The organism is Bacillus sp. ISL-18, from assembly GCF_018613415.1.
Taxonomy (GTDB): Bacteria; Bacillota; Bacilli; order Bacillales; family Cytobacillaceae; genus Neobacillus.
Genome location: NZ_JAGGQG010000010.1, coordinates 681,531 through 708,181, shown reverse-complemented (window position 1 = coordinate 708,181; position 26,651 = coordinate 681,531). Strand labels below are relative to the sequence as shown.

Here is a 26,651-nt window from a genome sequence, read left to right as displayed (position 1 = left end):
AAAAAATTGTATTTGGATTAGAAGGAGTGAGTCACAAATGGGTAAAGGAAAAGTGATTGTAGTCGGCGGCGGTCTTGCAGGCCTAATGGCTACGATCAAAGTGGCAGAATCAGGAACACCGGTAGAGCTTTTTTCGCTGGTACCAGTTAAACGTTCTCACTCTGTTTGTGCCCAAGGTGGTATTAATGGAGCAGTAAATACAAAAGGGGAAGGGGATTCCCCATGGATTCACTTTGACGATACCATTTATGGCGGGGATTTCTTAGCGAATCAGCCTCCAGTTAAGGCGATGTGTGATGCAGCACCTGGTATTATTAATCTATTTGACCGTATGGGTGTTATGTTTAACCGTACACCTGAAGGTTTACTAGATTTCCGTCGCTTTGGGGGAACACAGCATCACCGGACAGCGTTTGCCGGTGCAACAACCGGGCAACAGCTTCTTTATGCTCTGGATGAGCAGGTTCGCCGTCATGAAGTAGATGGATTAGTAACGAAATATGAAGGCTGGGAATTCCTTGGTGCAGTTTTAGATGATGAACAGGTTTGCCGGGGCGTTGTCTGCCAAAACTTAAAAACAATGGAAATTAAATCCTTTGCTGCAGATGCTGTGATCATGGCAACGGGCGGGCCTGGGATTATTTTTGGAAAATCAACCAACTCCGTTATTAACACAGGTTCAGCTGCATCAATCGTGTATCAGCAAGGCGCTTACTATGCAAACGGTGAAATGATTCAAATCCATCCAACTGCTATTCCTGGTGATGATAAGCTTCGTTTAATGAGTGAATCTGCACGTGGTGAAGGCGGTCGTATTTGGACCTATAAAGACGGAAAACCATGGTACTTCCTTGAGGAAAAATATCCTGCTTATGGAAACTTAGTACCACGTGATATTGCAACACGTGAAATCTTTGATGTATGTGTTCGTCAAAAGCTTGGTATTAATGGCGAAAACATGGTATTCCTTGATCTATCTCACAAGGATCCGCATGAACTTGATGTAAAACTTGGCGGTATTATCGAGATTTATGAAAAATTCATGGGTGATAACCCTCGTAAAGTACCAATGAAAATTTTCCCTGCGGTTCACTACTCAATGGGTGGTCTATGGGTTGATTATGATCAGATGACTAGCATCAAAGGTTTATTTGCAGCAGGTGAGTGTGACTATTCACAGCATGGTGCAAACCGTCTTGGTGCAAACTCCTTGTTATCAGCTGTTTACGGCGGTATGGTAGCAGGACCTAATGTTGTTAAATATATCGAAGGACTTGAAAAGAGTTCAGATGCTATTTCTTCTACTGTATTTGATCGTCATGTGAAAGAGCAGGAAGAAAAATGGAATAATATCATGACTTTAGATGGTACTGAAAATGCCTATGTTCTTCATAAAGAGCTTGGCGAATGGATGACAGATAACGTAACCGTTGTCCGATATAATGACAAGCTATTAAAAACAGATGAAAAGATTCAAGAACTATTAGAGCGTTATCAACACATCAATATCAATGATACTTCAAAATGGAGCAACCAAGGGGCAGCTTTCACAAGACAATTACAGAACATGCTGCAATTGGCCCGTGTTATAACGATCGGTGCGTATAACCGGAACGAGAGCCGTGGTGCTCATTATAAACCAGATTTCCCTGAACGGAATGATGAGGAATTTATGAAAACAACGATGGCGAAATTCGTTGATTCTAAAACTGCTCCAGCTTTCCATTACGAAGAGATCGACGTTTCATTAATTCAGCCAAGGAAGCGCGATTACACAACAAAACATTAATAGAAAGGGGAGTGGGGAAACATGTCTGAAAATAAAAAGGTAACTTTTATCATTACTCGTCAAGATAGTCCAGATGCTGCTCCTTATGAGGAGACATTCGAAATTCCATACCGTCCGAATATGAACGTTATTTCGGCCTTGATGGAAATACGTAAAAATCCAGTAAATGCACAAGGGAAAACGACTACTCCAGTCACTTGGGAAATGAACTGCCTTGAAGAGGTTTGCGGTGCCTGTTCAATGGTGATTAACGGGAAGCCTCGTCAATCTTGTTCGGCTTTGGTTGATCAGCTAGAACAGCCGATTCGCCTAGCACCAATGAAAACATTCCCTGTTGTTCGTGACCTCTCCGTTGATCGGAGCAGAATGTTTGATTCCTTGAAAAAGGTAAAAGCCTGGATTCCGATTGATGGAACCTATGATTTAGGACCTGGACCACGGATGCCGGAAAGAAAACGTCAGTGGGCATATGAGCTATCTAAATGTATGACTTGCGGTGTTTGTCTAGAGGCTTGTCCAAATGTGAATAGTAAAACAAACTTTATGGGACCAGCAGTATTTAACCAAGTTCGCTTATTCAACGCACATCCAACAGGTGAAATGAACGCAGCAGAACGTTTAAATGCTTTTATGGAGGATGGCGGTATGCAGGGATGCGGGAATTCGCAAAACTGTGTACAGGCATGTCCAAAAGGAATTCCTATTACAACTTCGATTGCAGCGGTTAACCGTGCTGCCACGATGCAAGCATTTAGAAACTTCTTTGGAAGCGATAGTGGTAACTAAACGTAATATAGCCTCACAAAACCTTCTTTTCTGTTTGGGAAAGAAGGTTTTTTCTTTTTTTAGGCAATAGTTTCAATAGTCCAATCGTGTCACTCTTTGGTATACTTGAAGAAATGAACCTCATTAAAGGCAGGTATTCAAGGTGAAAAGAAAATTCCCCTTTTTTCTTATTGTAATAGGACTTATTCTATTGGGCGTTGGTGTTTGGCAATATGCCCATACAAAAGTAAAATCGACTACGGCTCTTCAGCAGGCAAAGGAAATTATCAGCCAGAAACAGCCGGTTACTGCGGATAAGAAGAAACTAGATACTAGTACACCTCCCACTATAGGAGATACAGTTGGCATTTTAAAGATTCCAAACATTAAAGCTGAATTGGCCATTGTGGAAGGAACAGACCCTGATGATCTTGAAAAGGGAGTAGGCCATTATAAAGGCTCTTCTTTTCCAGGTGATAAGGGGCAAATCGTTTTGTCGGGTCATCGGGATACAGTATTTCGCAAATTAGGCGAACTAAAAATAGGTAACCAGTTAAAGATACAGATGCCGTATGGGAATTATACATACGAGATCGTCCGTACAAAAATTGTTAAAGCAAACGATAAAAGCATTATTACCTTACAAAAACAGCAGGAAGAATTAATCCTGACCACATGTTATCCGTTTCATTATGTTGGTAATGCGCCAAAACGATACATTATTTATGCAAAAATAATTAACTCCTAAACAAAAAATAAAAAAGTTGGAATAATTTTGTGATTTTTTAATAAAAACCCACTCCTTTTAGTCAATTATAGTCACTCCATTTGTATCGTTTACATAAGATATGGTGACTAAATATATACCCATCCCACGATACATTACTGGCGAAGGCAAGGAGGGTTACAATACTTGAAGGAGAATGATTATAATCACAAGCCATTACTCACCAAACGGGAAAGAGAAGTATTCGAACTACTAGTACAAGACAAAACAACGAAAGAAATCGCTGGTGAATTATTTATAAGCGAAAAAACAGTAAGGAATCACATTTCAAATGCCATGCAAAAGCTTGGTGTCAAAGGGCGTTCACAAGCTGTTGTAGAGCTCCTTCGAATGGGAGAGCTAGAACTTTAATAATGACCGGCTTCCATTTTGGGGGCCGTTCATTTTTATGAAAATGTTTTTTTAGAAAAATAAAAACAGACCTCCTCACACTAGTTTCCCTATCCGTATCATGCAAATTGTTCTTTCTTTGGCTAGTTTAGAAGATAATATAAGTTAATGGAAAATAGTAGAAATCTATTGAAAGTTTTATCAGTAAAACTTAAAATGAAAATTAGAGTGATCATATATAGGTATTATTAGGGGAGAAAGGAACGGAAAGAGAAAGATGAACAGTCCTGTTGAAGCGATTAAAAGTGAAAAGAGAATGCTTTTATTAAAATATTTAAAAGAAAATCACCGCAGAAATGAGACGTTATTTTCCTGCAACGAAGATAGCATTTTTGTATTGGATATTGAAGGCCGTGTTGTTCAATCGAACCCGGCATTCTTACAATTAACTGGTTTTTCACCCGTGGAAGCGGACGAGTTAAAACTTCAATTTCTATTTCCCATCGACCACATAAATAAGGTGTTCCATCATTTTAGCAATGCGGTATTAGGCCGTTTTTCAAACTTTGATACCAAGATCATCACAAAAATTGGACAAATCCTTGATTTAAATATAACCTTTATCCCGATTAGTGAAGATGACCAAATTGTCGGGGTTAGCGCAGTCGGGAAAGACATAACGGAATTAAAAAGAAAAAAAGAAGAAATAAGAAAAGTTGAAGAAATGCAGCGCGTTTTAACTGATAATATCCTCGATGTTATTGTTAGTACTAACTTGCAAGGTGAAATTGTCTATGTTTCTCCTTCCTGTGAATATATTCTCGGTTATGATCCAAATGAAGTGTTGAACCAAAATATTTTGTCGTTTGTCCATCCGGATGATGTTGAAAACGCCTTTCAAAACCGAAGAAAGGTCCTCGACGGCCAAGAACATGGACGAGACAGCTACCGTGTCCGAAAAAATAGCGGTGAATATATGTGGGTGGAATCGCTTTGTAAACCAATCATCGCCCATGATACTCTGCATGTTTTAGAGATTGTCAGTGTAATAAGAGATATAACAGAAGCAAAAAGACGGGAAGAAACCTATCGAGATCTAGTTGAGTATTCACCAGATGCCGTCATTATTGCAAAAGATGCCGAGATTCTCTTTATCAATGAAACAGGTGCCAAATTATTCGGGGCATCAGATAAAAAGGATATTCTAAATCGGACAATGGCTGATCTTATCCATCCGGATTATCATGAGATAGCCAAAGAGCGTCAGCAAATCGAGACGTCTGGTAATGTCACAGACTTTATTGAGTATAAACTCCTGCGCTTAGACGGCTCTCCATTTGTAGCCGAAGTGAAAGGAATTCCAACCATTTATCAGAATAACCGGGCGAGGCATATCATCATTCGGGATATTACCGAACGGAAAAGGACCCATGAACTCCTGCTTAATTCCGAGAAATTAAATGTAGCAGGACAACTGGCTGCGGGAATTGCTCATGAGGTACGAAATCCTCTCACCGCCATTAAAGGTTTTCTGCAGTTGATGGAGTCAGAAGAGGAGAGGAATAGGCCTTACTTTGAAATCATCGAGTCTGAAATGGACAGGATTGAATTGATTCTAAGTGAGCTTCTGGTCATGGCCAAACCACATGAATTAAAATTTGAAGCCGTTGATCTCATCACCCTGCTGGAAAATGTTAAGACGTTGATTGATACACAGGCCATTATCAGTGGAGTTCAAATCGAGACCCATTACAATTATCATAACTTTACTATTAATTGTGATCGGAATCAGTTAAAGCAGGTGTTTATCAACATTTTAAAAAATGCCATAGAGGCGATGCCAGAGGGCGGGCTTATCACCATTGAGGTAAAACAATACGGTCTTAATATGGTAAAGGTCTTCTTTCAAGACACGGGAAAGGGTATGTCACAAGAAATATTAAAACGTGTGGGAGAGCCATTTTTCACCACCAAAGAAGATGGTACTGGACTTGGAGTGATGATTTCAAAACAAATCATTGAAAACCATGGTGGAACCATTAATATTTGGAGCGATGAGCAGGGGACTTTAATAGAAGTGATTTTACCCATTGCAAGTAAAAGACTTCATTAAGAAATACCTAGGGTAATAAAAATCGGCATCTTTTTAAGATGCCGGTTTTTATTATTTTTCACTTGGTAGAATATAACTAAATTCTAATTCATCAATTTCTTTATTGTAATCAACATGTAAATCATGACCATTAAAGAACCATAAATCAGCACCCTCAATAAAAAAGGTCAGCCCGTCTTTTTCAGTCTTAACTGCAATGTCGATGGGTTCATTATCCACGGTAAAAGCAAGTGAAAACCCTTCTTGAACAGGGCTGCTTCCGTAAATTTTTACATAGAATCTAACCTTATCCCCATTTTTTAAGTCTACTTCTTCCTTAAACCATTGAATCGCAGTGTTACTCAAATCTATTTTCATCTTTTTCTCACCTTTGTTTTAAAATTCAAACATAACTATATTATGAACGAATCTGTTAGAATAAATTTATTATAGCATTTGATTTAGTAAATGGCTTTTCAGGAGTAGCAAAAAGCAAGTTTCTGCTTGAAATTTTAGCAAAAAAAGTAGAAAATAAGTACAAGCTTTAAGACATTTAGCTTTTTTCAGCCGGTTATGACCTAGTGTCGTCTTGAGGAGAAGCAAATTATAGGAGTGTATACAAATATGGAACTCGAAAACCCACAAAAAGTTACAGTGGATATTATTGCTAATATTGAAAAGGACTTACGTTATATTTCTGGTATCATTAAACAGAAGGGCCGGGAAATGTTAAGTCAATATAAAATTACTCCACCACAATTCGTGGCCTTGCAATGGCTTTTTGAAGAGGGAGACATGACCATTGGAGAGCTATCGAATAAAATGTTTTTGGCTTGCAGTACAACGACAGATTTAGTCGACCGGATGGAAAAAAATTTACTTGTGGTGCGAGTGAAGGATCCCAGCGACCGCCGTGTCGTGCGAATTCATTTATTAGAAGAAGGTAAAAGAATCATTGATGAAGTCATAAAGAAGCGTCAGGCGTATTTAGAGGAAATATTAAAAAACTTTACAATGGATCAAATCTTACTTCTTCAATCCAGCTTGAGCAAAATGCATCAAGAAATGCGTTAAAAAGAGGCGAGATTTTTGAAACAACCAATCGGTGTTATTGATTCCGGTGTCGGTGGACTAACCGTTGCCAAAGAGATGATGAGGCAGCTTCCCAATGAGAAAATCATCTATTTGGGAGATACAGCACGCTGCCCATATGGCCCAAGGTCAAGACAGGAAGTTAAGAAGTTTACTTGGGAATTAACTAATTTTTTATTAGAAAAAAATATTAAGATGCTTGTCATAGCCTGCAATACCGCTACGGCTGCTGCTTTGGATGAAATCCGTAAAGCATTATCAATTCCAGTTATTGGCGTAATTAATCCTGGGGCACGAGCTGCGATAAAGCGGACGAAAAATTATCGTGTCGGGATTATTGGCACAATTGGAACGGTCAAAAGCGGAGCCTATGAAATAGCTCTAAAATCGCTCAACAGCAGGCTGTTTGTCACGAGTCATGCATGCCCGAAATTTGTCCCTCTAGTGGAGAGCGGAGAATATGCAGGTGCCATTGCTGAGAGAATCGTAGATGAATCTTTGAAGCCGCTGTTGGAGCAAAATTTAGATACTTTAATATTGGGGTGTACCCATTATCCACTGCTCGAACCGCTTATTAAAAATGTAATGGGTGAGAAGGTAAAGGTAATTAGTTCAGGGGATGAAACAGCTCGAGAAGTCAGTGCTATTCTCCAGTATAATGATTTGCTGGACACTTGTGAGGACGAACCAGAGCACGAATATTACACAACAGGCTCAAAATGGCTTTTTTCAAAAATTGCCTCCCAATGGCTCGGAACTCCTGTCCACAATGTAAATAAAATAAAACTTTAAAAGGAGCTCCAGCCACGGGGCTCCTTTTTGCATATAAATTTAATTCTATTTTTCTTTCTTAAGGCGGTCTATTTTTTCGTAAGGCTCGTATACATGATAGTACAAACTGTCTTAGGGGGGAATTAATGTGTCTAAAAATAAAGCAAAAATAATTGGTATGACGGTGTTGACCTCGACAATGCTACTTTCTGGCTGCGGACTATTTAACACAGAAGTACAAAAGAAAATCGATCCGCCAAAAACGGTTACGGTGAAAGATGAAACGGTAAGCAAGGTGACGACGGCGAAAGATAAAGAAACCGCCCAGAACACAGTTAAAACGGAACTCTATTTGATTGATAAGGATGGCTATGTAGTTCCGCAAACACTTGCCCTGCCAAAAACCGCTTCCGTAGCAAAACAGGCCCTTGAGTATCTTGTGGTAAATGGTAAAGGAACCGACTTGCTTCCAAATAAGTTTAGGGCAGTGCTCCCTGAAGATACAGAAGTTTCGGTTAACATTAATAAAGATAATGGCGTCGCAACGGTGAACTTCTCAAAAGAATTCAAGAATTATCAGCCACAGGATGAACAAAAAATCCTTCAATCTGTCACCTGGACAATGACGCAATTTGATAACGTGAAATCGGTCAAGCTTCAAATGAACGGCCATGACTTAACAGAAATGCCTGTCGGCGGAACTCCGATTAGTGAAAATCTATCAAGAGCATCCGGGATTAATATTGATACCACAGATGTCGCAGATATTACCAATACAAAGCCAGTAACGGTCTATTATATTGGCGGGGAAGAGGGCTCTTATTACTATGTGCCGGTAACACGCCGGATTAGCAATACGGAGAAAGACAATTATGCCGCTGTCATCAAACAATTAATTCAAGGGCCGAGTGAGAAATCTACGCTAGTATCTGAATTTATGTCAGATGTGAAGCTGCTTGAAGCCCCTAAATATGAAAACGGTACGGTAACATTAAACTTTAACAAGAATATTTATGACAGCTTTAAGGACAAAGAAATCTCTCAATCGTTACTAGATACGCTCGTTCTTTCTTTAACAGAACAAAAAGGTGTTGAAAAGGTTGCCGTCGAGGTTGAAGGTAAGGTAGACATTAAGAATGATCAAGGGAAGAAAGTCTCTGAACCGGTAACACGTCCAGAAAAAGTCAATACAGGTAGTTTTTAAAAAACCATTTTTGTTATACTATATAGTGACCATGAAAGAGGTTGGCTCTTAGGCCCGCCTCTTCTTTATTTGAAAGGCTGTGTTAAAGGTTATGGTTGATTTTTAGCATGTTGATTGGAGCGGAAGGCGGCGAAGACTCCTGCGGGAGTACGGGGCAGAGGAGACCCCGCAGGCGCAAGTGCGCCGAGGAGGCTCCCCGGCACGCCCGCGGAAAGCGAAGCCGCCTGGAGCGGAAATCAACATTCAAGATTAACACAGCCATTTGAATAAAAGCGATACTCATAAGGAGGATAAGTTGTGCGAGTGGATGGAAGAGAGCCATTGCAGCTAAGGCCTATACATATTGAAACCAATTATTTAATGCACCCAGAGGGTTCTGTCCTTATATCGGTCGGAAATACAAAGGTTATTTGTACCGCCAGTATTGAAGATCGGGTTCCTCACTTTATGAGAGGGGAAGGGAAGGGCTGGATTACAGCCGAATACGCTATGCTTCCAAGGGCAACAGAAACCAGAAACACTCGTGAATCCTCTAAAGGAAAGGTCTCAGGCAGAACAATGGAGATTCAGCGCTTGATTGGCCGTGCACTTCGTGCGATAGTCGATCTGAAGGCACTTGGAGAGAGGACGGTTTGGATTGATTGTGATGTCATCCAGGCGGATGGAGGGACGCGAACAGCCTCGATTACCGGTGCATTTGTGGCGCTCACCTTAGCCCTAAATTCATTAACGGAGAAAAAGCACTTTCCGAAATTTCCAATTACCGATTATTTAGCTGCAACGAGTGTCGGGATCTTATCGGGCGGCAAGATCGTGTTAGATTTAAACTATGCGGAAGATTCCAAGGCTGAAGTCGATATGAATGTGGTCATGACAGGAAATGGAGAATTTGTCGAGCTGCAAGGTACAGGGGAAGAATCAACTTTCTCTTACGACCAACTTCAAGGGCTGCTCCATGCTGCACAAGAAGGGCTTATGGAGTTATTCGAACAGCAAAAAGCAGCACTTGGTGAGGAGATTATTAAAAAGATTGAGAGTAGAAGGAAGAAATAAGTTGGTAGAAGTAGGATTCGCTTGGATAGAGGAATTGTCTGGCTGATAACATGGGGTAACTGGCGGATAACTAGAGTCAACTAGCGGATAAGCTAACTTTACTGTCAAATTGATAAAAACACTGTTATAAAATAAGAGGCGATAATATGAAAGAAGTCATAATAGCAACCAAAAACCCGGGAAAGGCAAGAGAATTTGAAGAAATATTTTCATCAAGGGGAATTGCAGTTCGAACCCTATTAGATTTTCCTGAACTACCTGACGTGGAGGAAACGGGAACCACTTTTGAAGAAAACGCGATCCTTAAAGCGGAGGCTATTTCCCGAGCACTCGATAAAATGGTCATAGGGGATGACTCAGGGCTAATCATTGATGCCCTAGACGGCAGACCCGGGATTTTCTCCGCCCGCTATGCCGGAGAGCCGAAAAACGACCAGAACAATACAGATAAAGTGCTAGGAGAACTGCAAGGCGTTCCTGAGGAAAAGAGAACGGCTCGATTTTATTGTGCGTTGGCCATTGCAGTTCCTAGTCAAGAGACAAGAACGGTGTCAGGCACCTGTGAGGGACGTATTTTGGAAGAGCCCCGCGGTACTAACGGGTTTGGTTATGACCCGGTATTTTATGTGCCGGAAAAAGGCTTATCCATGGCGGAACTATCCTCAGAAGAAAAAAATCAACTCAGCCACCGGGCAAATGCTCTAAAAAAATTGGATGTCATGTTAGATACTATTTTAGAAAGAGCGGACCGGTCATGAGCAAGGTATTAATTGTCAGCGACAGCCACGGTTTAACAAAGGAACTTAACATCATCAGGGAACGGCACTTACATGAAGTTGACTTAATGATTCACTGTGGTGATTCGGAATTGATGCCAACCGATAAAGCGATCTCTGGTTACTTAACAGTTATGGGAAATTGTGATTTTGGGGCAGAATACCCTTTAGAGACTACTTGTGAAGTGGCAGGAAGAAAGTTTTTTATCACCCATGGCCATCGCTACTCGGTTAAATCTTCATTAATGACTCTAAAATACAAAGCGGAGGAATACCATGCCAATATTGTCTGCTTTGGACACTCCCATGTCCTAGGGGCAGAAGTAGTTGGGGGGACTTTGTTTATCAACCCAGGCAGCATCCGTCTCCCGCGTGAGCGCTTTGAAAAAACCTATGTGATGCTTGATTTACAAAGTGGTAAGGTTAAGCTATCAGTGTTTGAGCTCTCTGGTCGTGAACTAACACAACTAGCACAAGAATTCATTCTATAATTAGGGAGGGGAGTTACTCCCCTTTTTATAAAAAAGTAAAAAATGCTGTTGACTTTTAGATGATAGGATAATATAATAAATATTGTCTTTGAAAGTTAATATGTCCCAGTAGCTCAGCCGGATAGAGCATACGCCTTCTAAGCGTACGGTCGGGAGTTCGAATCTCTCCTGGGACGCCATTTTCTTGTACCAAAGTCAAACTACATATCAAAAGCTCAACTCACCAGTATGGTGAGTTTTTTTTGTTTCCAAATTATGCTACACTATTTTTTACTACACACCGAAGGACGGATTTTATGAAAAAACGGGAACAAGTCAAACGAAAAGATAATATTATCTTCTTTCCCGGACTAGACAAACGATTAGCGGACAAAGGTCTGGAAAGACTTGAGAAGAAAAAATTTCATGAAGCGATCCCCCTTTTAGAGGAGGCACGGGAGCTTGACCCTGATAACGAAAACATTTTAATCGGGCTTGTCCTGGCCTATTTTGAAGCGGGTGCTTTTAAAAAAGCGAAAATACTGGCAAATGAGATGCTGCTAAAAGGCATAGGCGATTATTTTCAGATGGTCGATCTTTATTTGACCGTCCTGATCCAGCTGCATGAATACCGGGAAATTGTCACAACCATTGAAGCACTCTTAGATGAAAGGGAAATCCCGCCCGAGAAGCATGACCACTTTTTAACAATTTTGCAATTTAGCCGCCGGATGGCAGAGGGACATGACCGGCAAGACGCAGAACAGGAGGAAGAAGACTTAGAGCTTCCAGCCCTAAACCTGCTCTCAATCGATAATATTAACGAGCAAATGCTCACTATAGCCAATTTGGCGGACAAAAACATCCGTCCCTATCTTGAGGAACTGGCAGACTACTTAAAGTCCGAGGCGGGTCATCCATTTATAAAAACAATCGTTTTAAATCTATTAAAGGAACAAGAAATAAATCGAGACATCATCGTAGAAAAATTTGCTTGCAAAAAACAGTTCAGTCCTATACAGCTCCCTGACGTAAGGGAGCAGCCTAAAATGCTAGAGGTAAAGGCATTGCTTGCAAAACAAGTAGAAAGTAAAAATCCCGGTCTATATGAAAATGCGATTAATATGGTTGATAGACTATTTTTTATTTGTTATCCGTTTGAACTTGAACCAAATTCCTCGGAAGCTTGGGCTGCAGCTTTTGACATGCTCGCACAAGAATATTTGGGAATGGACCCGGAATTTGACGAAATTGCAGGAGATTACGGTGCTGAACCCTCTGAAATTGAGAAAGCAAGAGAGCAAATAGAGACTATTGAGAAAATTTCTTATCCTAATATTTAGGTCTTCCTGTTGAAAGAAGACGAACCTATGTTATAATGTAGGGGTTGCATTGTGTAAAAAACTATATTTTACATTTAAAAATGGAAAAATTGCTTGTTCGACAAGACATTTTTCGACTCAAATTCGTTATCGAATGAAATGAGAATAGATTTGTTGGAGGGAAAATAGGTATGACAGCAAAATGGGAAAAATTAGAAGGCAACCGCGGTGTCCTTACTGTTGAAGTAAGCGCTGAAGAGGTAAACAAAGGCCTAGACGCGGCATTTCAAAAAGTGGTTAAGCAAGTAAACGTTCCAGGTTTCCGTAAAGGAAAAATGCCTCGTGGCATGTTTGAAAAACGTTTCGGTGTAGAAGCTCTTTACCAAGATGCATTAGATATCCTTCTTCCAGAAGCATACGGAAATGCAATTGACGAAACAGGAATTGAGCCAATCGATCGTCCAGATATCGATATCGATCAAATGGAAAAAGGCAAAGAACTTATTTTTAAAGCAACTGTACAAGTGAAGCCTGAAGTTAAATTAGGCGAGTACAAAGGCTTAGAAGTAGAAGAAATCGATACAATTGTAACAGATGAAGATGTTGCGAACGAATTAAAAACAATGCAAGAACGTCAAGCTGAGCTTGTTGTAAAAGAAGATGCTCCTGCAGAAAATGGTGATACAGTTGTCATCGACTTTGAAGGTTTCGTAGATGGCGAAGCATTCGAAGGCGGAAAAGCTGAAAATCATTCATTAGAGTTAGGTTCAGGCTCTTTCATCCCAGGTTTCGAAGAGCAATTAGTAGGCGTAAAAGCTGGCGAATCTAAAGAAGTTGAAGTTACTTTCCCGGAAGAATACCATGCGGCAGAACTTGCTGGAAAACAAGCCGTATTCAAAGTAACTGTTCATGAAATCAAAGGAAAAGAACTTCCTGAATTAGATGACGAGTTTGCTAAAGATGTAGACGAAGAAGTTGAAACTTTAGAAGCATTAAAAGAAAAAATCAAAACTCGTTTAGAAGACAGCAAAAAGCATGAAGCAGAACACAACCTACGTGATACTGTAGTGGAAAAAGCTGCTGAAAATGCAGAAGTTGAAATTCCAGAAGTAATGGTTACGACTGAAGTAAACCGCATGCTTCAAGAGTTCGAACAACGCCTGCAAATGCAAGGTATGAACCTTGAACTTTACTTTCAATTCTCAGGTCAAGACGAAAACGCGCTTCGTGAACAAATGAAAGAAGACGCTGAAAAACGTGTGAAAATGAATTTAACACTTGAAGCAATTGCTAAAGCAGAAAACCTTGAAGTAACAGATGAAGATGTGGACGCTGAACTTGAAAGAATGGCTGGTATGTACAATATGCCGGTTGATACCATTAAACAAGCTCTTGGCGGCGTTGAAGGCATTAAAGCTGATCTTCAACTTCAAAAAGCAGTTAATTTCTTAGTTGAAAATAAGAAATAATAGTGAACTTTTGGACAAGGCGCGATTTTTATCGTGCCTTGTTTTATACATTTTATCCATTACATATTATAATAAGGACAGGGAAACCTTTTTAAGGATTCCACAAAATATGGGAAGGAAAAAGCGCAGTCAATAGCGAATAAATATTTCCATAGCGTTTTAAGATTTATTTTTAAAAATTATGGTTAAGATTAATGAGTACATATTTTTTCGAATTCCACAAACAAAACGAGAAAAAGAAAACATAATCGATAAAGCGTTTTATTTCCAGTCCACTAGTCAAATGTGTTACAATGCAAAATACATACCATTAGAAGTAGAGAAAAAACTCGGACTTTGTTTGTGTAATTCACGAGCTTCAATAGGGTTTTAACACGTGTTAAGGGGTGAAAGAATTGTTTAAATTTAATGATGAAAAAGGACAGTTAAAGTGTTCCTTCTGTGGAAAAACACAGGATCAAGTTCGTAAATTAGTTGCCGGGCCGGGAGTATATATATGCGATGAATGCATCGAGCTTTGCACAGAGATTGTGGAAGAAGAACTAGGAACAGAAGAAGAAGTAGAATTCAAAGACGTACCAAAACCAAAAGAAATCTGTGAGATTTTGAATGAGTACGTTATTGGGCAGGATCAGGCGAAAAAATCGCTCTCAGTAGCGGTTTATAACCACTATAAGCGTATCAATTCTAATAGTAAAATCGATGATGTTGAACTTTCAAAAAGTAACATCTGTATGATTGGACCTACTGGATCAGGTAAGACGTTATTAGCGCAAACCTTGGCACGTATCTTAAATGTACCGTTTGCGATTGCTGATGCAACCTCACTAACGGAGGCAGGTTACGTAGGGGAAGACGTTGAAAATATTCTTTTAAAATTAATTCAAGCAGCCGATTACGATGTCGAGAAGGCTGAAAAAGGAATCATTTACATCGATGAAATCGATAAAATTGCCCGTAAATCGGAGAATCCATCGATTACAAGAGATGTTTCCGGTGAAGGCGTTCAACAGGCACTATTAAAAATTCTTGAAGGTACCGTTGCAAGCGTTCCGCCACAAGGTGGTAGAAAGCATCCGCATCAAGAATTTATCCAAATAGACACGACGAACATCTTGTTTATATGCGGCGGTGCATTCGATGGAATTGAACCAATTATCAAACGCCGTTTAGGCCAGAAGGTAATAGGCTTTGGATCAGATGTCAAGCAAGTGGATATCGGCCAAAAAGAGCTTCTTTCCAAGGTATTGCCTGAAGACTTACTACGTTTTGGATTAATTCCTGAATTTATTGGACGTCTTCCAGTTATTGCGAGTCTTGAGCAATTAGACGAGGCTGCCTTAATTGAAATTTTAACAAAACCAAAGAATGCACTTGTCAAGCAGTACCAAAAGATGCTTGAAATCGATGAAGTGGAGCTCGAATTTGAAGAAGGTGCTCTAACTGAAATTGCGAAAAAGGCAATCGAACGGAAGACAGGTGCCCGTGGTTTACGTTCAATTATTGAAGGAATTATGTTGGATGTCATGTTTGATCTTCCTTCACGTGAAGATATCACGAAATGTATTATTACAAAAGAAACAGTTTCCGAAAATAGTGTACCAAAGTTAGTCCTTGAAGATGGTACTGTGATTGTCGAGGAAAAATCAGCATAATGAAGTGAGACCTGGCTGTAAAGCTGGGTCTCTTTTTGATGGATTTATTCCATAAATTGTTAAAACAGCCAATCTTAACGAAAAATGAGCCAATACTCATAATTTATCAGCTAATACCTATGGGAAATCAGCCTAATAACCTAGAAAACCGGCCAACAATCGAAGAAAATGAGCCAAAGACAGATAACCCCTCTCTTTCCAACGATGATTTGTTTTTACATTGTTGGTTTATTCCGCCAGTGTAAAGGAAATACTTCTTACTATAGATGAGTATTAGTTGTAGGAGGGAAAGATATGAGTTGGACGGGGATTGCTTTATTTATACAGCTGTTTTTTGGTATTATTATCGGGCTGTATTTTTGGAATTTATTGAGGAGCCAGCGAACCCAAAAAGTGTCCATTGACCGGGAATCCCGGAAAGAGATGGAACAACTACGCAAAATGAGATCGATCTCCTTAACAGAACCGTTATCTGAAAAAGTTCGTCCTACAAGTTTTAATGATATTGTAGGCCAAGAAGATGGAATAAAATCATTAAAAGCAGCTTTATGCGGTCCAAACCCGCAGCATGTCATTATTTATGGACCTCCGGGAGTCGGAAAAACAGCTGCTGCCCGCCTCGTCCTTGAGGAAGCAAAAAAGAATGCAAAATCACCATTTAAACCAAAATCGGTCTTTGTTGAGTTAGATGCAACAACCGCTCGATTTGATGAAAGAGGGATTGCCGATCCGTTAATAGGCTCCGTTCATGACCCGATATATCAGGGTGCAGGGGCAATGGGACAAGCAGGGATTCCCCAGCCAAAGCAGGGAGCAGTCACCAATGCACATGGAGGGGTCCTGTTTATTGATGAAATTGGTGAATTACATCCGATTCAAATGAACAAACTGTTGAAGGTGTTAGAAGATCGGAAAGTTTTTCTTGAAAGTGCTTATTATCATGAAGAAAATACGCAGATTCCAACTCACATCCATGATATTTTTAAAAATGGCCTTCCGGCAGACTTCCGGCTAATCGGGGCCACAACCAGAACACCAAGTGAAATACCCCCAGCGATTCGCTCACGTTGTATGGAAGTATTCTTCCGAGATTTAAATCAAGAAGAGATTGTAACCGTGGCAAAAAAAGCGGCTGATAAAGTGAATATGGAAATAAGCGAAAATGCTGTTAACACACTTTCTACATATGCAAGAAATGGCCGGGAAACGGTCAATATGATTCAAATTGCTGCTGGTCTTGCCATAACCGAAGACCGGAGCTATCTAAAGGACGAAGATATCGAGTGGGTCATTCATTCCAGTCAGATGACGCCAAGAATGGAAAGAAAAATTAATGACATTTCACATATTGGGTTGGTTAACGGTTTAGCTGTTTATGGACCAAATTCAGGCGCATTGCTTGAAATAGAGGTAACGGTCATTCCAGCAAAAGAAAAGGGCTCGATTAATATTACTGGTATTGTGGAAGAAGAAAGTATTGGCGGTCAAGGCAAATCGATCCGGCGCAAGAGTATGGCGCGCGGTTCAATTGAAAACGTTATTACCGTCCTGCGGTCGATGGGAGTACCAGCTAACGATTATGATATTCATGTCAATTTTCCAGGCGGGGTGCCGATCGATGGTCCTTCTGCAGGGATTGCCATGGCGACAGGAATTTATTCCGCCATTTACAAGATTCCAATTGACAACACAGTGGCCATGACAGGTGAAATTAGTATTCACGGTAATGTAAAGCCAATCGGCGGTGTCTATCCGAAGGTAAAGGCAGCGCTAAAGGCTGGGGCTAAAACCGTTATTATACCAGAAGAAAATATGCAAACGATCTTAAATGAAATAAAAGGGATCAACATTGTTACGGTTACCCACCTGCAACAAGTTTTTGATATTGCCTTGGTAAACTCCTTTCAACAAAATGAGGCTATACCTGCTTCCATTGAATTAACAAAAAAAGAGTCCATTTAGTATAAAAACTTCGGTTTGGCAATATAATCAAACCGAAGTTTTTTTATGAGAAAGAAAATGTCTTGATTGGGGAAAATAATTATATTGAGAAAGAAACTGCGTACACTCTCTAAAAATAGACACGAAAAACCAAATGAGATAGAATTGTACAACAAAGACTATTCTGCTATGCAGTAGAAAAATAAGGATTTTGCATGTGGAGGTGCAGTATGATGGCGAACCAAAATGAATTAATCGTCCCCCTCCTGCCGCTTCGAGGCCTGCTCGTCTATCCGACAATGGTTCTGCATTTGGATGTAGGCCGTGAGAGATCGGTTCAGGCACTCGAAAAAGCAATGGTAGATGACCATTTGATATTTTTAACCACACAAAAGGATGTCTCCATTGATGAACCTGCGGAAGAGGATTTATACAAATTAGGTACATTGACAAAGGTGAAGCAAATGTTAAAGCTTCCTAATGGTACCATTCGCGTATTAGTAGAAGGATTAAATAGGGCAGAAGTGGTTTCTTTTTATGATGAAGATGACTATTACTCCGTTAGTATCGTTACCTACGAGGACCCGGATACGAAAGATGTAGAAGATCAAGCCTTGATGAGAACGATGCTGGATTATTTTGAGCAATACATAAAATTATCGAAAAAGATATCAGCCGAAACGTTTGCAACTGTTGCCGATATTGAAGAGCCAGGGCGGATGGCCGATCTGATTGCCTCACATTTGCCAATCAAGTTAAAAGAAAAACAAGAAATTCTTGAAATGATCGATATTAAACAGCGTGTTAACCGCGTAATTGATACCATTCATAATGAAAAAGAAGTCCTAAATCTTGAGAAAAAGATTGGCCAGCGTGTGAAACGCTCGATGGAAAGGACACAAAAAGAATACTACCTTCGTGAGCAAATGAAGGCGATTCAAAAGGAATTAGGCGATAAAGAAGGTAAAACCGGCGAAATCGCAGACCTTACGAAAAAAATTGAAGAAGCAGGCATGCCGGAGCATACTAAAAAAGCCGCATTGAAAGAACTGGACCGTTATGAGAAGGTCCCTGCAAGTTCGGCTGAAAGTGCGGTCATTCGTAACTATATTGATTGGCTGATTGCCCTTCCATGGACAACAAAGACGGAGGATGATATCGATATTCTTCGTGCTGAAAAGATTTTAAACGAGGATCATTACGGACTTGAAAAGGTAAAGGAACGTGTGCTTGAATACTTAGCGGTGCAAAAGCTGACTAATTCAATCAAAGGTCCAATCCTTTGTCTAGCAGGACCTCCAGGTGTGGGTAAAACCAGTTTGGCCCGCTCGATTGCGACCTCGCTGAATCGGAATTTTGTCCGAGTTTCGCTTGGCGGTGTTCGAGATGAATCCGAAATCCGCGGTCATCGCAGAACCTATGTCGGTGCAATGCCTGGCCGGATTATCCAAGGAATGAAAAAAGCAGGGACGATCAATCCTGTTTTCTTACTAGATGAAATTGATAAAATGTCGAGTGACTTCCGGGGTGACCCATCAAGTGCCATGCTAGAAGTATTAGACCCTGAACAAAACCATAATTTCAGCGATCATTATATTGAAGAAACCTATGATTTATCGAAGGTTATGTTTATTGCAACAGCGAATAACTTGTCAACCGTACCAGGGCCGCTCCTAGATCGAATGGAGATTATAACGATTGAAGGCTATACGGAAATTGAAAAAGTTCATATTTGCCGTGATCATTTACTGCCGAAGCAAATTAAAGAAAATGGCCTTTCAAAAGGAATTCTGCAAGTGCGTGATGATGCGATCTTGAAAGTCGTTCGTTACTATACTCGTGAAGCAGGTGTTCGTAGCCTTGAACGTCAAATGGCAACGATTTGCCGCAAAACGGCCAAAATTATTGTTGCCGGCGAGAAAAAGCGTGTAATTATTACCGAGAAGAATGTGGAAGAGTTCCTAGGTAAACCAAGATTCCATTATGGCATGGCAGAATCCGAGGATCAAGTCGGCGTAGCAACTGGATTAGCATATACAACTGTTGGCGGCGATACCCTGCAAATAGAAGTTTCTTTATCTCCTGGTAAAGGAAAACTAGTTTTAACAGGTAAACTTGGTGATGTTATGAAAGAATCGGCTCAAGCAGCTTTTAGTTATGTTCGTTCAAAAGCAAGTGAGCTTGGTATAGCCGAAGACTTCCATGAAAAAAATGATATTCATATCCATGTTCCAGAAGGTGCGGTCCCTAAAGATGGTCCATCTGCAGGAATTACGATGGCAACCGCACTAGTTTCGGCCTTAACCGGCAAACCAATCCGTCGTGAAGTGGGAATGACAGGTGAAATCACGTTGAGAGGCCGAGTTCTTCCAATTGGCGGCTTGAAGGAAAAATCGCTTAGTGCCCACCGCGCAGGTTTGAAAACAGTCATTATTCCTAAAGATAATGTCAAAGATATTGATGATATTCCTGAAAGTGTTCGGAACGAGTTAGAATTTGTCCCTGTTGCCCATGTGGATGAAGTATTGAAGCGTGCCCTTCTAGAAGGTGGCGTCCGATGAAGGTTGTAAGTTCTGAGATTGTAATTAGTGCGGTAAAACCTGAGCAATATCCGGAAACCGAGCTGCCGGAGTTTGCACTTGCCGGCCGCTCGAATGTTGGCAAGTCTTCCTTTATTAATAAAATGCTGAACCGTAAGGGCTTAGCTCGGATTTCCTCTAAGCCAGGTAAAACGCAGACATTGAATTTTTACTTGATTAATGAAATTTTGCATTTTGTCGATGTCCCAGGTTATGGGTATGCGAAAGTCTCGAAGTCCGAGCGGGCAGCGTGGGGAAGGATGATTGAGACCTACTTCACGACGAGGGAACAGCTTAAGGCAGCTGTTTTAATCGTTGATTTACGTCATCCGCCAACCACTGACGATGTGATGATGTATGATTTCCTAAAACATTATGAGATTCCATGTGTTATCATTGCGACGAAAGCGGATAAGATCCCTAAGGGGAAATGGCAGAAGCATTTAAAAGTAACCCGTGAAACATTAGACCTAGATAAAAACGACCAAATTGTGGTTTTTTCATCAGAAACAGGCGAAGGCAAAGATCAAGCCTGGTCGATTTTGCATAGTTATATGTAAGAAAAAAATAACCGCCTAGGCAGTTCTTCTGCTCAAGGCGGTTATTTTTTCTTTTTTAGTAAAAAATAGATACCAACAACAATTAAAAGGGCAGGCCAAAATTTCCAGACGAAATTCATTCCGTTTTGCAACAGGCCAAAATAGCTGGCAATTTTATCATAAAACAGCAACAGAACCGCTATAATGAGAAAAAGAAAGGCTTGAAACAGACCCGAGTTGGTTTTTTGAAAACGAAGGAAAAAGCCTACTGAAATAATTAAAATCAGCATTCCAATCGTATTCGTGGGCCAAAAAGCAAGATGACCTGATAAGTGAAAATGCAGGCCAAATCCACTCATGATGACCCCAGGGAGAATCGCATCATATTCCCTTGCAGAATACCCTTGACCCAAAAAAGCAGCCCCGACAATAATCAGTAATGTCGGCCATGTATAAAATTGTTGAAAAAGAGTAAAGCCTGTCTGCTGGAGTAAAAAGTAAGCCCCGAAGCCAATTAAGATAATCCCAGGGAAAATTCGTTGATTTTTCAATAAAAACACCACCACTTCCAGTAAGGTTCACTTGAATCTATTCTATTTTTTTGGTACTGTACATAAGGAAGTATGTTAGAAATTCTATTTATTCATCACGTTAAGAATATGTAAAGGAAACGATGGTAAAGTTACTATATCAGGCTCGGTATTCATACACGAGTTTATTATATAGTAGCATATTGTTTCGTTTTATGTTCACATTTTTCGAGCAAAAGTCGAAATTGCTCGTGATATAATTTTACTAGTTAATACTGTAAACTCTTTGGGGGTGTAATTTACAAATGCATATAGTAGTCATCGGTCTTAACTATAAAACTGCCCCTGTTGAAATCCGTGAGCGGTTGACATTCAACGAAACCGATCTTGTGGATGCGATTAAACAATTAAATGCCAAAAAGAGCATCCTAGAAAATATCATCTTGTCGACATGTAATCGTACAGAAATTTATGCGGTTGTGGATCAGCTTCATACAGGCCGTTATTATATTAAGGAGTTTCTGTCCGAATGGTTCGGAATGGAGCAGGCAGAATTCTCGCCGTTTCTCTTTGTCAATGAGGATGATGGGGCAGTAGATCACTTATTCAATGTAACATGTGGACTAAACTCCATGGTTCTAGGAGAAACACAAATTCTCGGACAGGTACGAACAAGCTTTTTATTAGCACAACAAGAGGAAACGATCGGTTCCGTGTTTAAACACCTGTTTAAACAAGCGATTACCTTGGCAAAACGTGCACATTCTGATACTGATATTGGTGCTAATGCAGTTTCTGTCAGCTATGCAGCCGTTGAACTTGCGAAGAAAATTTTTGGATCGCTCGAGAATAAGCATGTTTTAATCTTTGGCGCTGGAAAAATGGGTGAACTCGCTGCCCAGAACCTACACGGCAATGGTGTAAAACAGGTAACGGTGATTAATCGTACGTTTGAAAAAGCACAGACGCTTGCAAGCCGTTTTGACGGTCAGGCGCGAAATGTGAGTGAATTAGAGAAATCACTAATAGAGGCTGATATCTTAATTAGTTCAACAGGTGCCAAGGAGTTAGTTATTTCAAAAGAATTAATTGCAAAAGTCGAGAAAAAGCGCAAAGGGAAACCATTATTTATGGTCGATATTGCGGTACCTCGTGACTTAGACCCAAGAATAGCTGAACTTGATAATGTCTTTTTATACGATATTGACGATTTAGAAGGCATTGTCGAAGCAAACTTGCAGGAGCGTCAAAAGGCCGCAACGAAAATCAGGCTCATGATCGAAAAGGAAATTGTTGAGTTTAAACAGTGGCTGGGCACGCTTGGGGTAGTCCCTGTTATCTCTGCACTGCGTGAAAAAGCACTTGCGATTCAAGCAGAAACGATGGTTAGTCTTGAACGGAAACTGCCAAGCCTAAGCGAACATGATCTTAAAGTCCTAAATAAACATACAAAGAGTATTATTAATCAGCTCTTAAAGGATCCTATTTTACAAGCAAAAGAATTGGCGGCAAGACCGGATGCAGATCAAGCAATGGATTTGTTTATGAAGATCTTTAATATTGAAGGGCTTGTTCAGGAGCAGCATAGGAAAGAAGCCAAAACAATTAAATTGCCGGTTGGAGAAGTTCAGGCTTCTTTTCAGTCATAAGGGGTTGTTGCTATGTTTAACACTCTTTTGACAAGGCTTCACGAGTTTACAGTTGTTCTATATGCCTTCAGTGTGTTGTTATATTTTTTCGACTTCATTCACCATAACCGGAAGGCAAACCGTATTGCTTTCTGGTTACTTGCAGTTGTTTGGATATTGCAAACGGTCTTTCTCTTTTTATATATGACCAAAACAGGCAGGTTCCCTGTACTAACGATTTTCGAGGGACTCTATTTTTATGCCTGGGTATTAGTCACTTTGTCGATTGTGATCAATCACTTATTACGGGTGGATTTCATCGTCTTTTTCACCAATATACTCGGCTTTACTGTTATGGCCATTCATACATTTGTCCCAATGCAATACCATTCTCATACTCTGGCAACCAGGCTTGTATCTGAACTGCTGTTAATTCACATTACAATGGCCATACTTTCTTATGGAGCCTTTTCGCTATCATTTGTATTTTCATCTTTATATTTACTTCAATATGATTTGTTGAAACGGAAAAAATGGGGAGCGCGTCTGATCAGGCTGGCAGATTTAGAAAAACTCGAAAAATTATCCTACATACTTGCTGTCATTGGCGTTCCGATGCTGCTTCTCAGCCTGATTCTAGGCCTCCAGTGGGCATTTTTAAAGGTTCCGGGAATGCCGTGGTACGATATGAAAATTATTGGTTCATTCCTGTTACTTTCAGCCTATAGCATTTATTTATACCTGCGGATCGTAAAAAATCTCTCCGGGAGAAAATTGGCGATTTGGAATACAGCGTCCTTTTTAATCGTTTTAATAAACTTTTTTCTATTTGGAAGATTATCATCATTTCATTTATGGTATGCATAACTTAGGAGGCAAACATGAGAAAAATTATTGTTGGTTCTAGACGAAGCAAACTGGCATTAACACAAACAAATTGGGTTATTGACCAGCTTAAAAAGCTAAATCCCGATTTCGAATTTGAAGTAAAAGAAATCGTCACAAAAGGTGATAAAATCCAGGACGTTACCCTTTCGAAGGTTGGCGGTAAAGGGTTATTTGTAAAAGAAATCGAACAAGCTATGCTTGATAAAGAGATTGATATGGCCGTTCATAGTATGAAAGACATGCCTGCTGTTCTGCCAGAAGGGTTAACAATCGGCTGCATTCCATTCCGTGAGGATCATCGTGACGCCTTGATTTCAAAGGATCATGTGAAATTAAATGATTTAAAGCCGGGCGCAATCATCGGAACAAGCAGTCTGCGCCGCAGTGCCCAGCTTCTTGCTCAGCGTCCTGATTTAGAAATTAAATGGATTCGTGGTAATGTCGATACGAGATTAGAAAAGTTAGAATCAGGTGAATACGATGCAATTATTCTAGCGGCGGCAGGTTTATCCCGCCTAGGCTGGGCAAAGGAAGTCGTAACGGAATTTATTGATGCCAATATCTGTATACCTGCAGTGGGGCAAGGCGCACTATCGATTGAATGCCGTGAGGACGATCAAGAATTGCTAGACCTTTTTGAGAAATTCACTTGTAAAAAAACAGAAAAAGCGGTTCGTGCTGAACGGGCGTTCCTTCAAAAAATGGAGGGCGGCTGCCAGGTGCCGATTGCTGGCTTTGCTCAAGTAGATGAAAATGATGAAGTAGTCTTAAATGTTTTAGTCGGCTCACCAGAAGGTCAAGTGATTTACCGAGAAGAGCTTCGCGGACAAAATCCAGAAGAACTCGGAGATCAGGCTGCGGATTTATTAATTAAAAAAGGAGCCAAGGACCTGATTGAAAAAGTGAAACGGGAGCTTGAAGGCCGTGAGTAAACCTCACGCTTTGCTTGATAAAACAGTTCTAGTTCCTAGAGGAATGAATCAAGCAAAATCATTTTCTCGGCTAGTCGAGAGGTATGGAGGGATTCCGGTTGAAATCCCTCTACTTGCTTTTCGGCCGATTGAAAAAAATCATCGCCTTGAAGACTGTTTGGAGGCCATTCATACATACGACTGGATCATTTTTACGAGTAATGTCACGGTTGAAACCTTTTTTTTATTTTGCGACCGGGATGCGGCTGAACTGCCTAAAACGGCTGTAATCGGAAAGAAAACTGCCGAAGTTCTGCAGAAGAGGGGAATTCACCCGGAATTTGTCCCTTCAGCCTATGTGGCTGAGGTGTTTGTCGAGGAGTTTCTACCACTTGTCGATTCGCATACCAAGGTGTTGCTGCCCAAAGGGAACTTGGCTCGGGAGTATATCGCGACTTCTTTAACCGCGGCAGGGGCACAGATCGATGAAGTGGTTATCTATGAAACGTATTTGCCTGAGGAAAGCCGCTTGAAGCTGGCACAGATGCTGGCAAAGAATGAATTAAATATTCTCTTGTTTACAAGTCCTTCGACTGTGGATCACCTCATGGAGGTCGTGAAGGAGTATGGTTTGGAGGAGCAGTTGAAAAAATGTATAATCGGCTGTATTGGACCTGTTTCGGAAAAAAAGCTGCTGGAATACGGGCTTACGGTGCATGTTTCACCGGATCAGTATACCGTGAAGGATATGATTGAGAGCACGATTGCTTATCTTGAGGGTGAGGGTTGACTGGCGGCCAGTAAACGGAGGCTGTGCGCCAGTAAAGGTGAATTTCCCGCCAGTAGTCGTGGGCTATCCGTCAGTAAAAGGTGGTGATGCGCCAGAGAGCCGCGTTATCCGCCACTAACACGATGTTATCCGCCAGCAACCGAGAGCACCGCCAGTAATTTTTTTTATCCGCCAGTAAACGGCGGCGCTGCGCCAGAGAGCTGCGTCTATCCGCCACAAACACGACGTGATCCGCCAGTAACAAATTTAAAACTAAACTTTTGGAGGTATAAATAGAATGGAACTTCAATTTCAACGTCACCGCCGACTACGGACTAGTGCGAATATGCGTGCACTTGTGAGAGAAAATCACCTAAGACCCGATGACTTCATTTATCCGTTGTTTATCTATGAAGGCGAAAATATTCGTAAAGAAGTTTCCTCCATGCCTGGTGTCTTCCAAGTATCAATGGACAACCTTCAGGCTGAAATAGAAGATATCGTCGCACACGGAATCAAGTCTGTACTTTTGTTCGGAATACCAACCACAAAGGATGCATGCGGCACGCAAGCTTTCCATGACCATGGAATCGTCCAAGTCGCAACCCGTTACATAAAGGAAAACTTCCCAGATATCATTATCGTGGCAGATACATGCCTATGTGAATATACCGACCATGGTCACTGCGGAATGGTGGAAGGGGACAAAATCCTTAACGACCAATCGCTTGATCTACTCGTAAAAACAGCAGTAGCCCAAGCAAAAGCAGGTGCCGATATTATTGCTCCTTCTAACATGATGGATGGTTTCGTAGCGGCGATCCGTGCAGGATTAGATGAGGCTGGTTTTACCGAGATTCCAATTATGTCGTACGCTGTTAAATATGCATCTGCCTTCTACGGACCATTCCGAGAAGCTGCTGAGGGCGCACCGCAATTCGGTGATCGGAAGACATATCAAATGGATCCTGCGAACCGCATGGAAGCATTTAGAGAAGCAGAGTCCGATGTCGCAGAAGGCGCTGATTTCTTAATTGTGAAACCTGGGATGCCATATCTTGACATCGTTCGTGATGTGAAAAATAACTTTAATCTGCCTGTCGTTATTTATAACGTGAGCGGTGAGTATGCGATGATTAAAGCGGCAGCGCAAAATGGCTGGATTGACGAAAGAAATACCGTAATGGAAATGTTAGTGGGCATGAAGCGTGCTGGTGCAGACTTAATTATTACCTATCATGCCAAAGATGCCTGCCGTTGGTTAAAAGAAGAGAATTAACAATTTCTGAAA

The 26,651-nt window shown here is 40.7% G+C and carries 24 protein-coding genes and 1 tRNA gene; 23 read left to right on the top strand and 2 right to left on the bottom strand.

The features are described 5' to 3' along the window. Positions 1-37: 37 nt before the first annotated feature. The 5 genes from sdhA (at position 38) to J7E81_RS16700 (ending at position 5,784) form a co-directional block, all read left to right on the top strand. Positions 38-1,789, top strand: coding sequence for a succinate dehydrogenase flavoprotein subunit (gene sdhA / locus J7E81_RS16720; RefSeq protein ID WP_215043979.1), 1,752 nt, complete (start codon positions 38-40; stop codon positions 1,787-1,789). Between the two features lie 21 nt (positions 1,790-1,810). Further along, positions 1,811-2,575, top strand: coding sequence for a succinate dehydrogenase iron-sulfur subunit (gene sdhB, locus J7E81_RS16715; RefSeq protein ID WP_144564368.1), 765 nt, complete (start codon positions 1,811-1,813; stop codon positions 2,573-2,575). 142 nt (positions 2,576-2,717) lie between these two features. After that, positions 2,718-3,302, top strand: a complete 585-nt coding sequence (locus tag J7E81_RS16710; RefSeq protein WP_215043977.1) for a class D sortase — start codon at positions 2,718-2,720, stop codon at positions 3,300-3,302. A 165-nt stretch (positions 3,303-3,467) separates the two neighbouring features. Then, a complete protein-coding gene (gene gerE, locus J7E81_RS16705) occupies positions 3,468-3,692 on the top strand; it encodes a spore germination transcription factor GerE (protein ID WP_007087335.1) in 225 nt (74 codons plus the stop codon). Positions 3,693-3,948: 256 nt separating this feature from the next. After that, entirely contained in the window at positions 3,949-5,784 is a 1,836-nt protein-coding gene (locus J7E81_RS16700; protein WP_215043975.1) for a PAS domain-containing sensor histidine kinase, read from the top strand. Between the two features lie 51 nt (positions 5,785-5,835). On the opposite strand, the gene J7E81_RS16695 is transcribed toward J7E81_RS16700, so the two are convergent. Next, on the bottom strand, positions 5,836-6,141 hold the full coding sequence (locus J7E81_RS16695; RefSeq protein ID WP_215043973.1) for a HesB/YadR/YfhF family protein: 306 nt from the start codon (positions 6,139-6,141) through the stop codon (positions 5,836-5,838). 246 nt (positions 6,142-6,387) lie between these two features. Between J7E81_RS16695 and J7E81_RS16690 the strand changes: the two genes are divergently transcribed. The 13 genes from J7E81_RS16690 (at position 6,388) to yihA (ending at position 20,655) form a co-directional block, all read left to right on the top strand. Then, complete coding sequence (locus tag J7E81_RS16690) at positions 6,388-6,837, top strand: MarR family winged helix-turn-helix transcriptional regulator (RefSeq protein WP_215043971.1); 450 nt, start codon at positions 6,388-6,390, stop codon at positions 6,835-6,837. A 15-nt stretch (positions 6,838-6,852) separates the two neighbouring features. Then, the gene (gene racE, locus J7E81_RS16685; RefSeq protein WP_215043969.1) at positions 6,853-7,647 is read left to right on the top strand and encodes a glutamate racemase; all 795 of its coding nucleotides are present in this window, start codon (positions 6,853-6,855) and stop codon (positions 7,645-7,647) included. A gap of 127 nt (positions 7,648-7,774) precedes the next feature. Beyond that, positions 7,775-8,830 (top strand): GerMN domain-containing protein, encoded by a 1,056-nt coding sequence (locus J7E81_RS16680; protein ID WP_374104051.1) that lies wholly within the window; start codon positions 7,775-7,777, stop codon positions 8,828-8,830. 297 nt (positions 8,831-9,127) lie between these two features. Next, positions 9,128-9,883 (top strand): ribonuclease PH, encoded by a 756-nt coding sequence (gene rph, locus J7E81_RS16675; protein WP_215043967.1) that lies wholly within the window; start codon positions 9,128-9,130, stop codon positions 9,881-9,883. Positions 9,884-10,029: 146 nt separating this feature from the next. Further along, positions 10,030-10,641: an XTP/dITP diphosphatase gene (locus J7E81_RS16670; protein ID WP_215043965.1), complete on the top strand. Its 612-nt coding sequence runs from the start codon at positions 10,030-10,032 to the stop codon at positions 10,639-10,641. Continuing rightward, the gene (locus tag J7E81_RS16665) at positions 10,638-11,150 is read left to right on the top strand and encodes a metallophosphoesterase family protein (protein WP_215043963.1); all 513 of its coding nucleotides are present in this window, start codon (positions 10,638-10,640) and stop codon (positions 11,148-11,150) included. Before J7E81_RS16670 ends, J7E81_RS16665 begins: the two co-directional genes overlap by 4 nt. Before the next feature lie 102 nt (positions 11,151-11,252). Then, a tRNA-Arg gene (locus J7E81_RS16660) sits at positions 11,253-11,329 on the top strand. A 117-nt stretch (positions 11,330-11,446) separates the two neighbouring features. Then, positions 11,447-12,472 (top strand): tetratricopeptide repeat protein, encoded by a 1,026-nt coding sequence (locus J7E81_RS16655; protein WP_215043961.1) that lies wholly within the window; start codon positions 11,447-11,449, stop codon positions 12,470-12,472. A 170-nt stretch (positions 12,473-12,642) separates the two neighbouring features. After that, on the top strand, positions 12,643-13,920 hold the full coding sequence (gene tig, locus J7E81_RS16650; RefSeq protein WP_215043958.1) for a trigger factor: 1,278 nt from the start codon (positions 12,643-12,645) through the stop codon (positions 13,918-13,920). 395 nt (positions 13,921-14,315) lie between these two features. After that, positions 14,316-15,575, top strand: a complete 1,260-nt coding sequence (clpX, locus tag J7E81_RS16645; protein WP_215043956.1) for an ATP-dependent protease ATP-binding subunit ClpX — start codon at positions 14,316-14,318, stop codon at positions 15,573-15,575. A 294-nt stretch (positions 15,576-15,869) separates the two neighbouring features. After that, positions 15,870-17,537 (top strand): ATP-dependent protease LonB, encoded by a 1,668-nt coding sequence (lonB, locus tag J7E81_RS16640; RefSeq protein WP_215043954.1) that lies wholly within the window; start codon positions 15,870-15,872, stop codon positions 17,535-17,537. Positions 17,538-17,749: 212 nt separating this feature from the next. Next, positions 17,750-20,077 (top strand): endopeptidase La, encoded by a 2,328-nt coding sequence (lon, locus tag J7E81_RS16635; protein WP_215044413.1) that lies wholly within the window; start codon positions 17,750-17,752, stop codon positions 20,075-20,077. Further along, positions 20,074-20,655, top strand: coding sequence for a ribosome biogenesis GTP-binding protein YihA/YsxC (yihA, locus tag J7E81_RS16630; protein WP_215043952.1), 582 nt, complete (start codon positions 20,074-20,076; stop codon positions 20,653-20,655). The genes lon and yihA overlap by 4 nt, the downstream gene beginning before the upstream one ends. Positions 20,656-20,696: 41 nt before the next feature. Here the strand turns inward: yihA and J7E81_RS16625 are convergent, their stop codons facing one another. Beyond that, positions 20,697-21,185 (bottom strand): LiaI-LiaF-like domain-containing protein, encoded by a 489-nt coding sequence (locus J7E81_RS16625; protein WP_215043950.1) that lies wholly within the window; start codon positions 21,183-21,185, stop codon positions 20,697-20,699. 284 nt (positions 21,186-21,469) lie between these two features. Here J7E81_RS16625 and hemA point away from each other — a divergent pair, with 284 nt between their 5' ends. The 5 genes from hemA (at position 21,470) to hemB (ending at position 26,639) form a co-directional block, all read left to right on the top strand. Next, positions 21,470-22,813, top strand: a complete 1,344-nt coding sequence (gene hemA, locus J7E81_RS16620) for a glutamyl-tRNA reductase (protein ID WP_215043948.1) — start codon at positions 21,470-21,472, stop codon at positions 22,811-22,813. Positions 22,814-22,825: 12 nt separating this feature from the next. After that, the gene (locus J7E81_RS16615) at positions 22,826-23,659 is read left to right on the top strand and encodes a cytochrome C assembly family protein (protein ID WP_215043946.1); all 834 of its coding nucleotides are present in this window, start codon (positions 22,826-22,828) and stop codon (positions 23,657-23,659) included. 14 nt (positions 23,660-23,673) lie between these two features. Next, positions 23,674-24,612 carry a hydroxymethylbilane synthase gene (gene hemC, locus J7E81_RS16610; RefSeq protein WP_215043944.1) on the top strand — a complete coding sequence of 313 codons (939 nt, stop codon included), beginning with the start codon at positions 23,674-23,676 and terminating at the stop codon, positions 24,610-24,612. Next, positions 24,605-25,381: a uroporphyrinogen-III synthase gene (locus tag J7E81_RS16605; protein ID WP_308162224.1), complete on the top strand. Its 777-nt coding sequence runs from the start codon at positions 24,605-24,607 to the stop codon at positions 25,379-25,381. The genes hemC and J7E81_RS16605 overlap by 8 nt, the downstream gene beginning before the upstream one ends. Positions 25,382-25,658: 277 nt before the next feature. Further along, on the top strand, positions 25,659-26,639 hold the full coding sequence (gene hemB / locus J7E81_RS16600) for a porphobilinogen synthase (protein WP_215043942.1): 981 nt from the start codon (positions 25,659-25,661) through the stop codon (positions 26,637-26,639). Positions 26,640-26,651 lie beyond the last annotated feature (12 nt).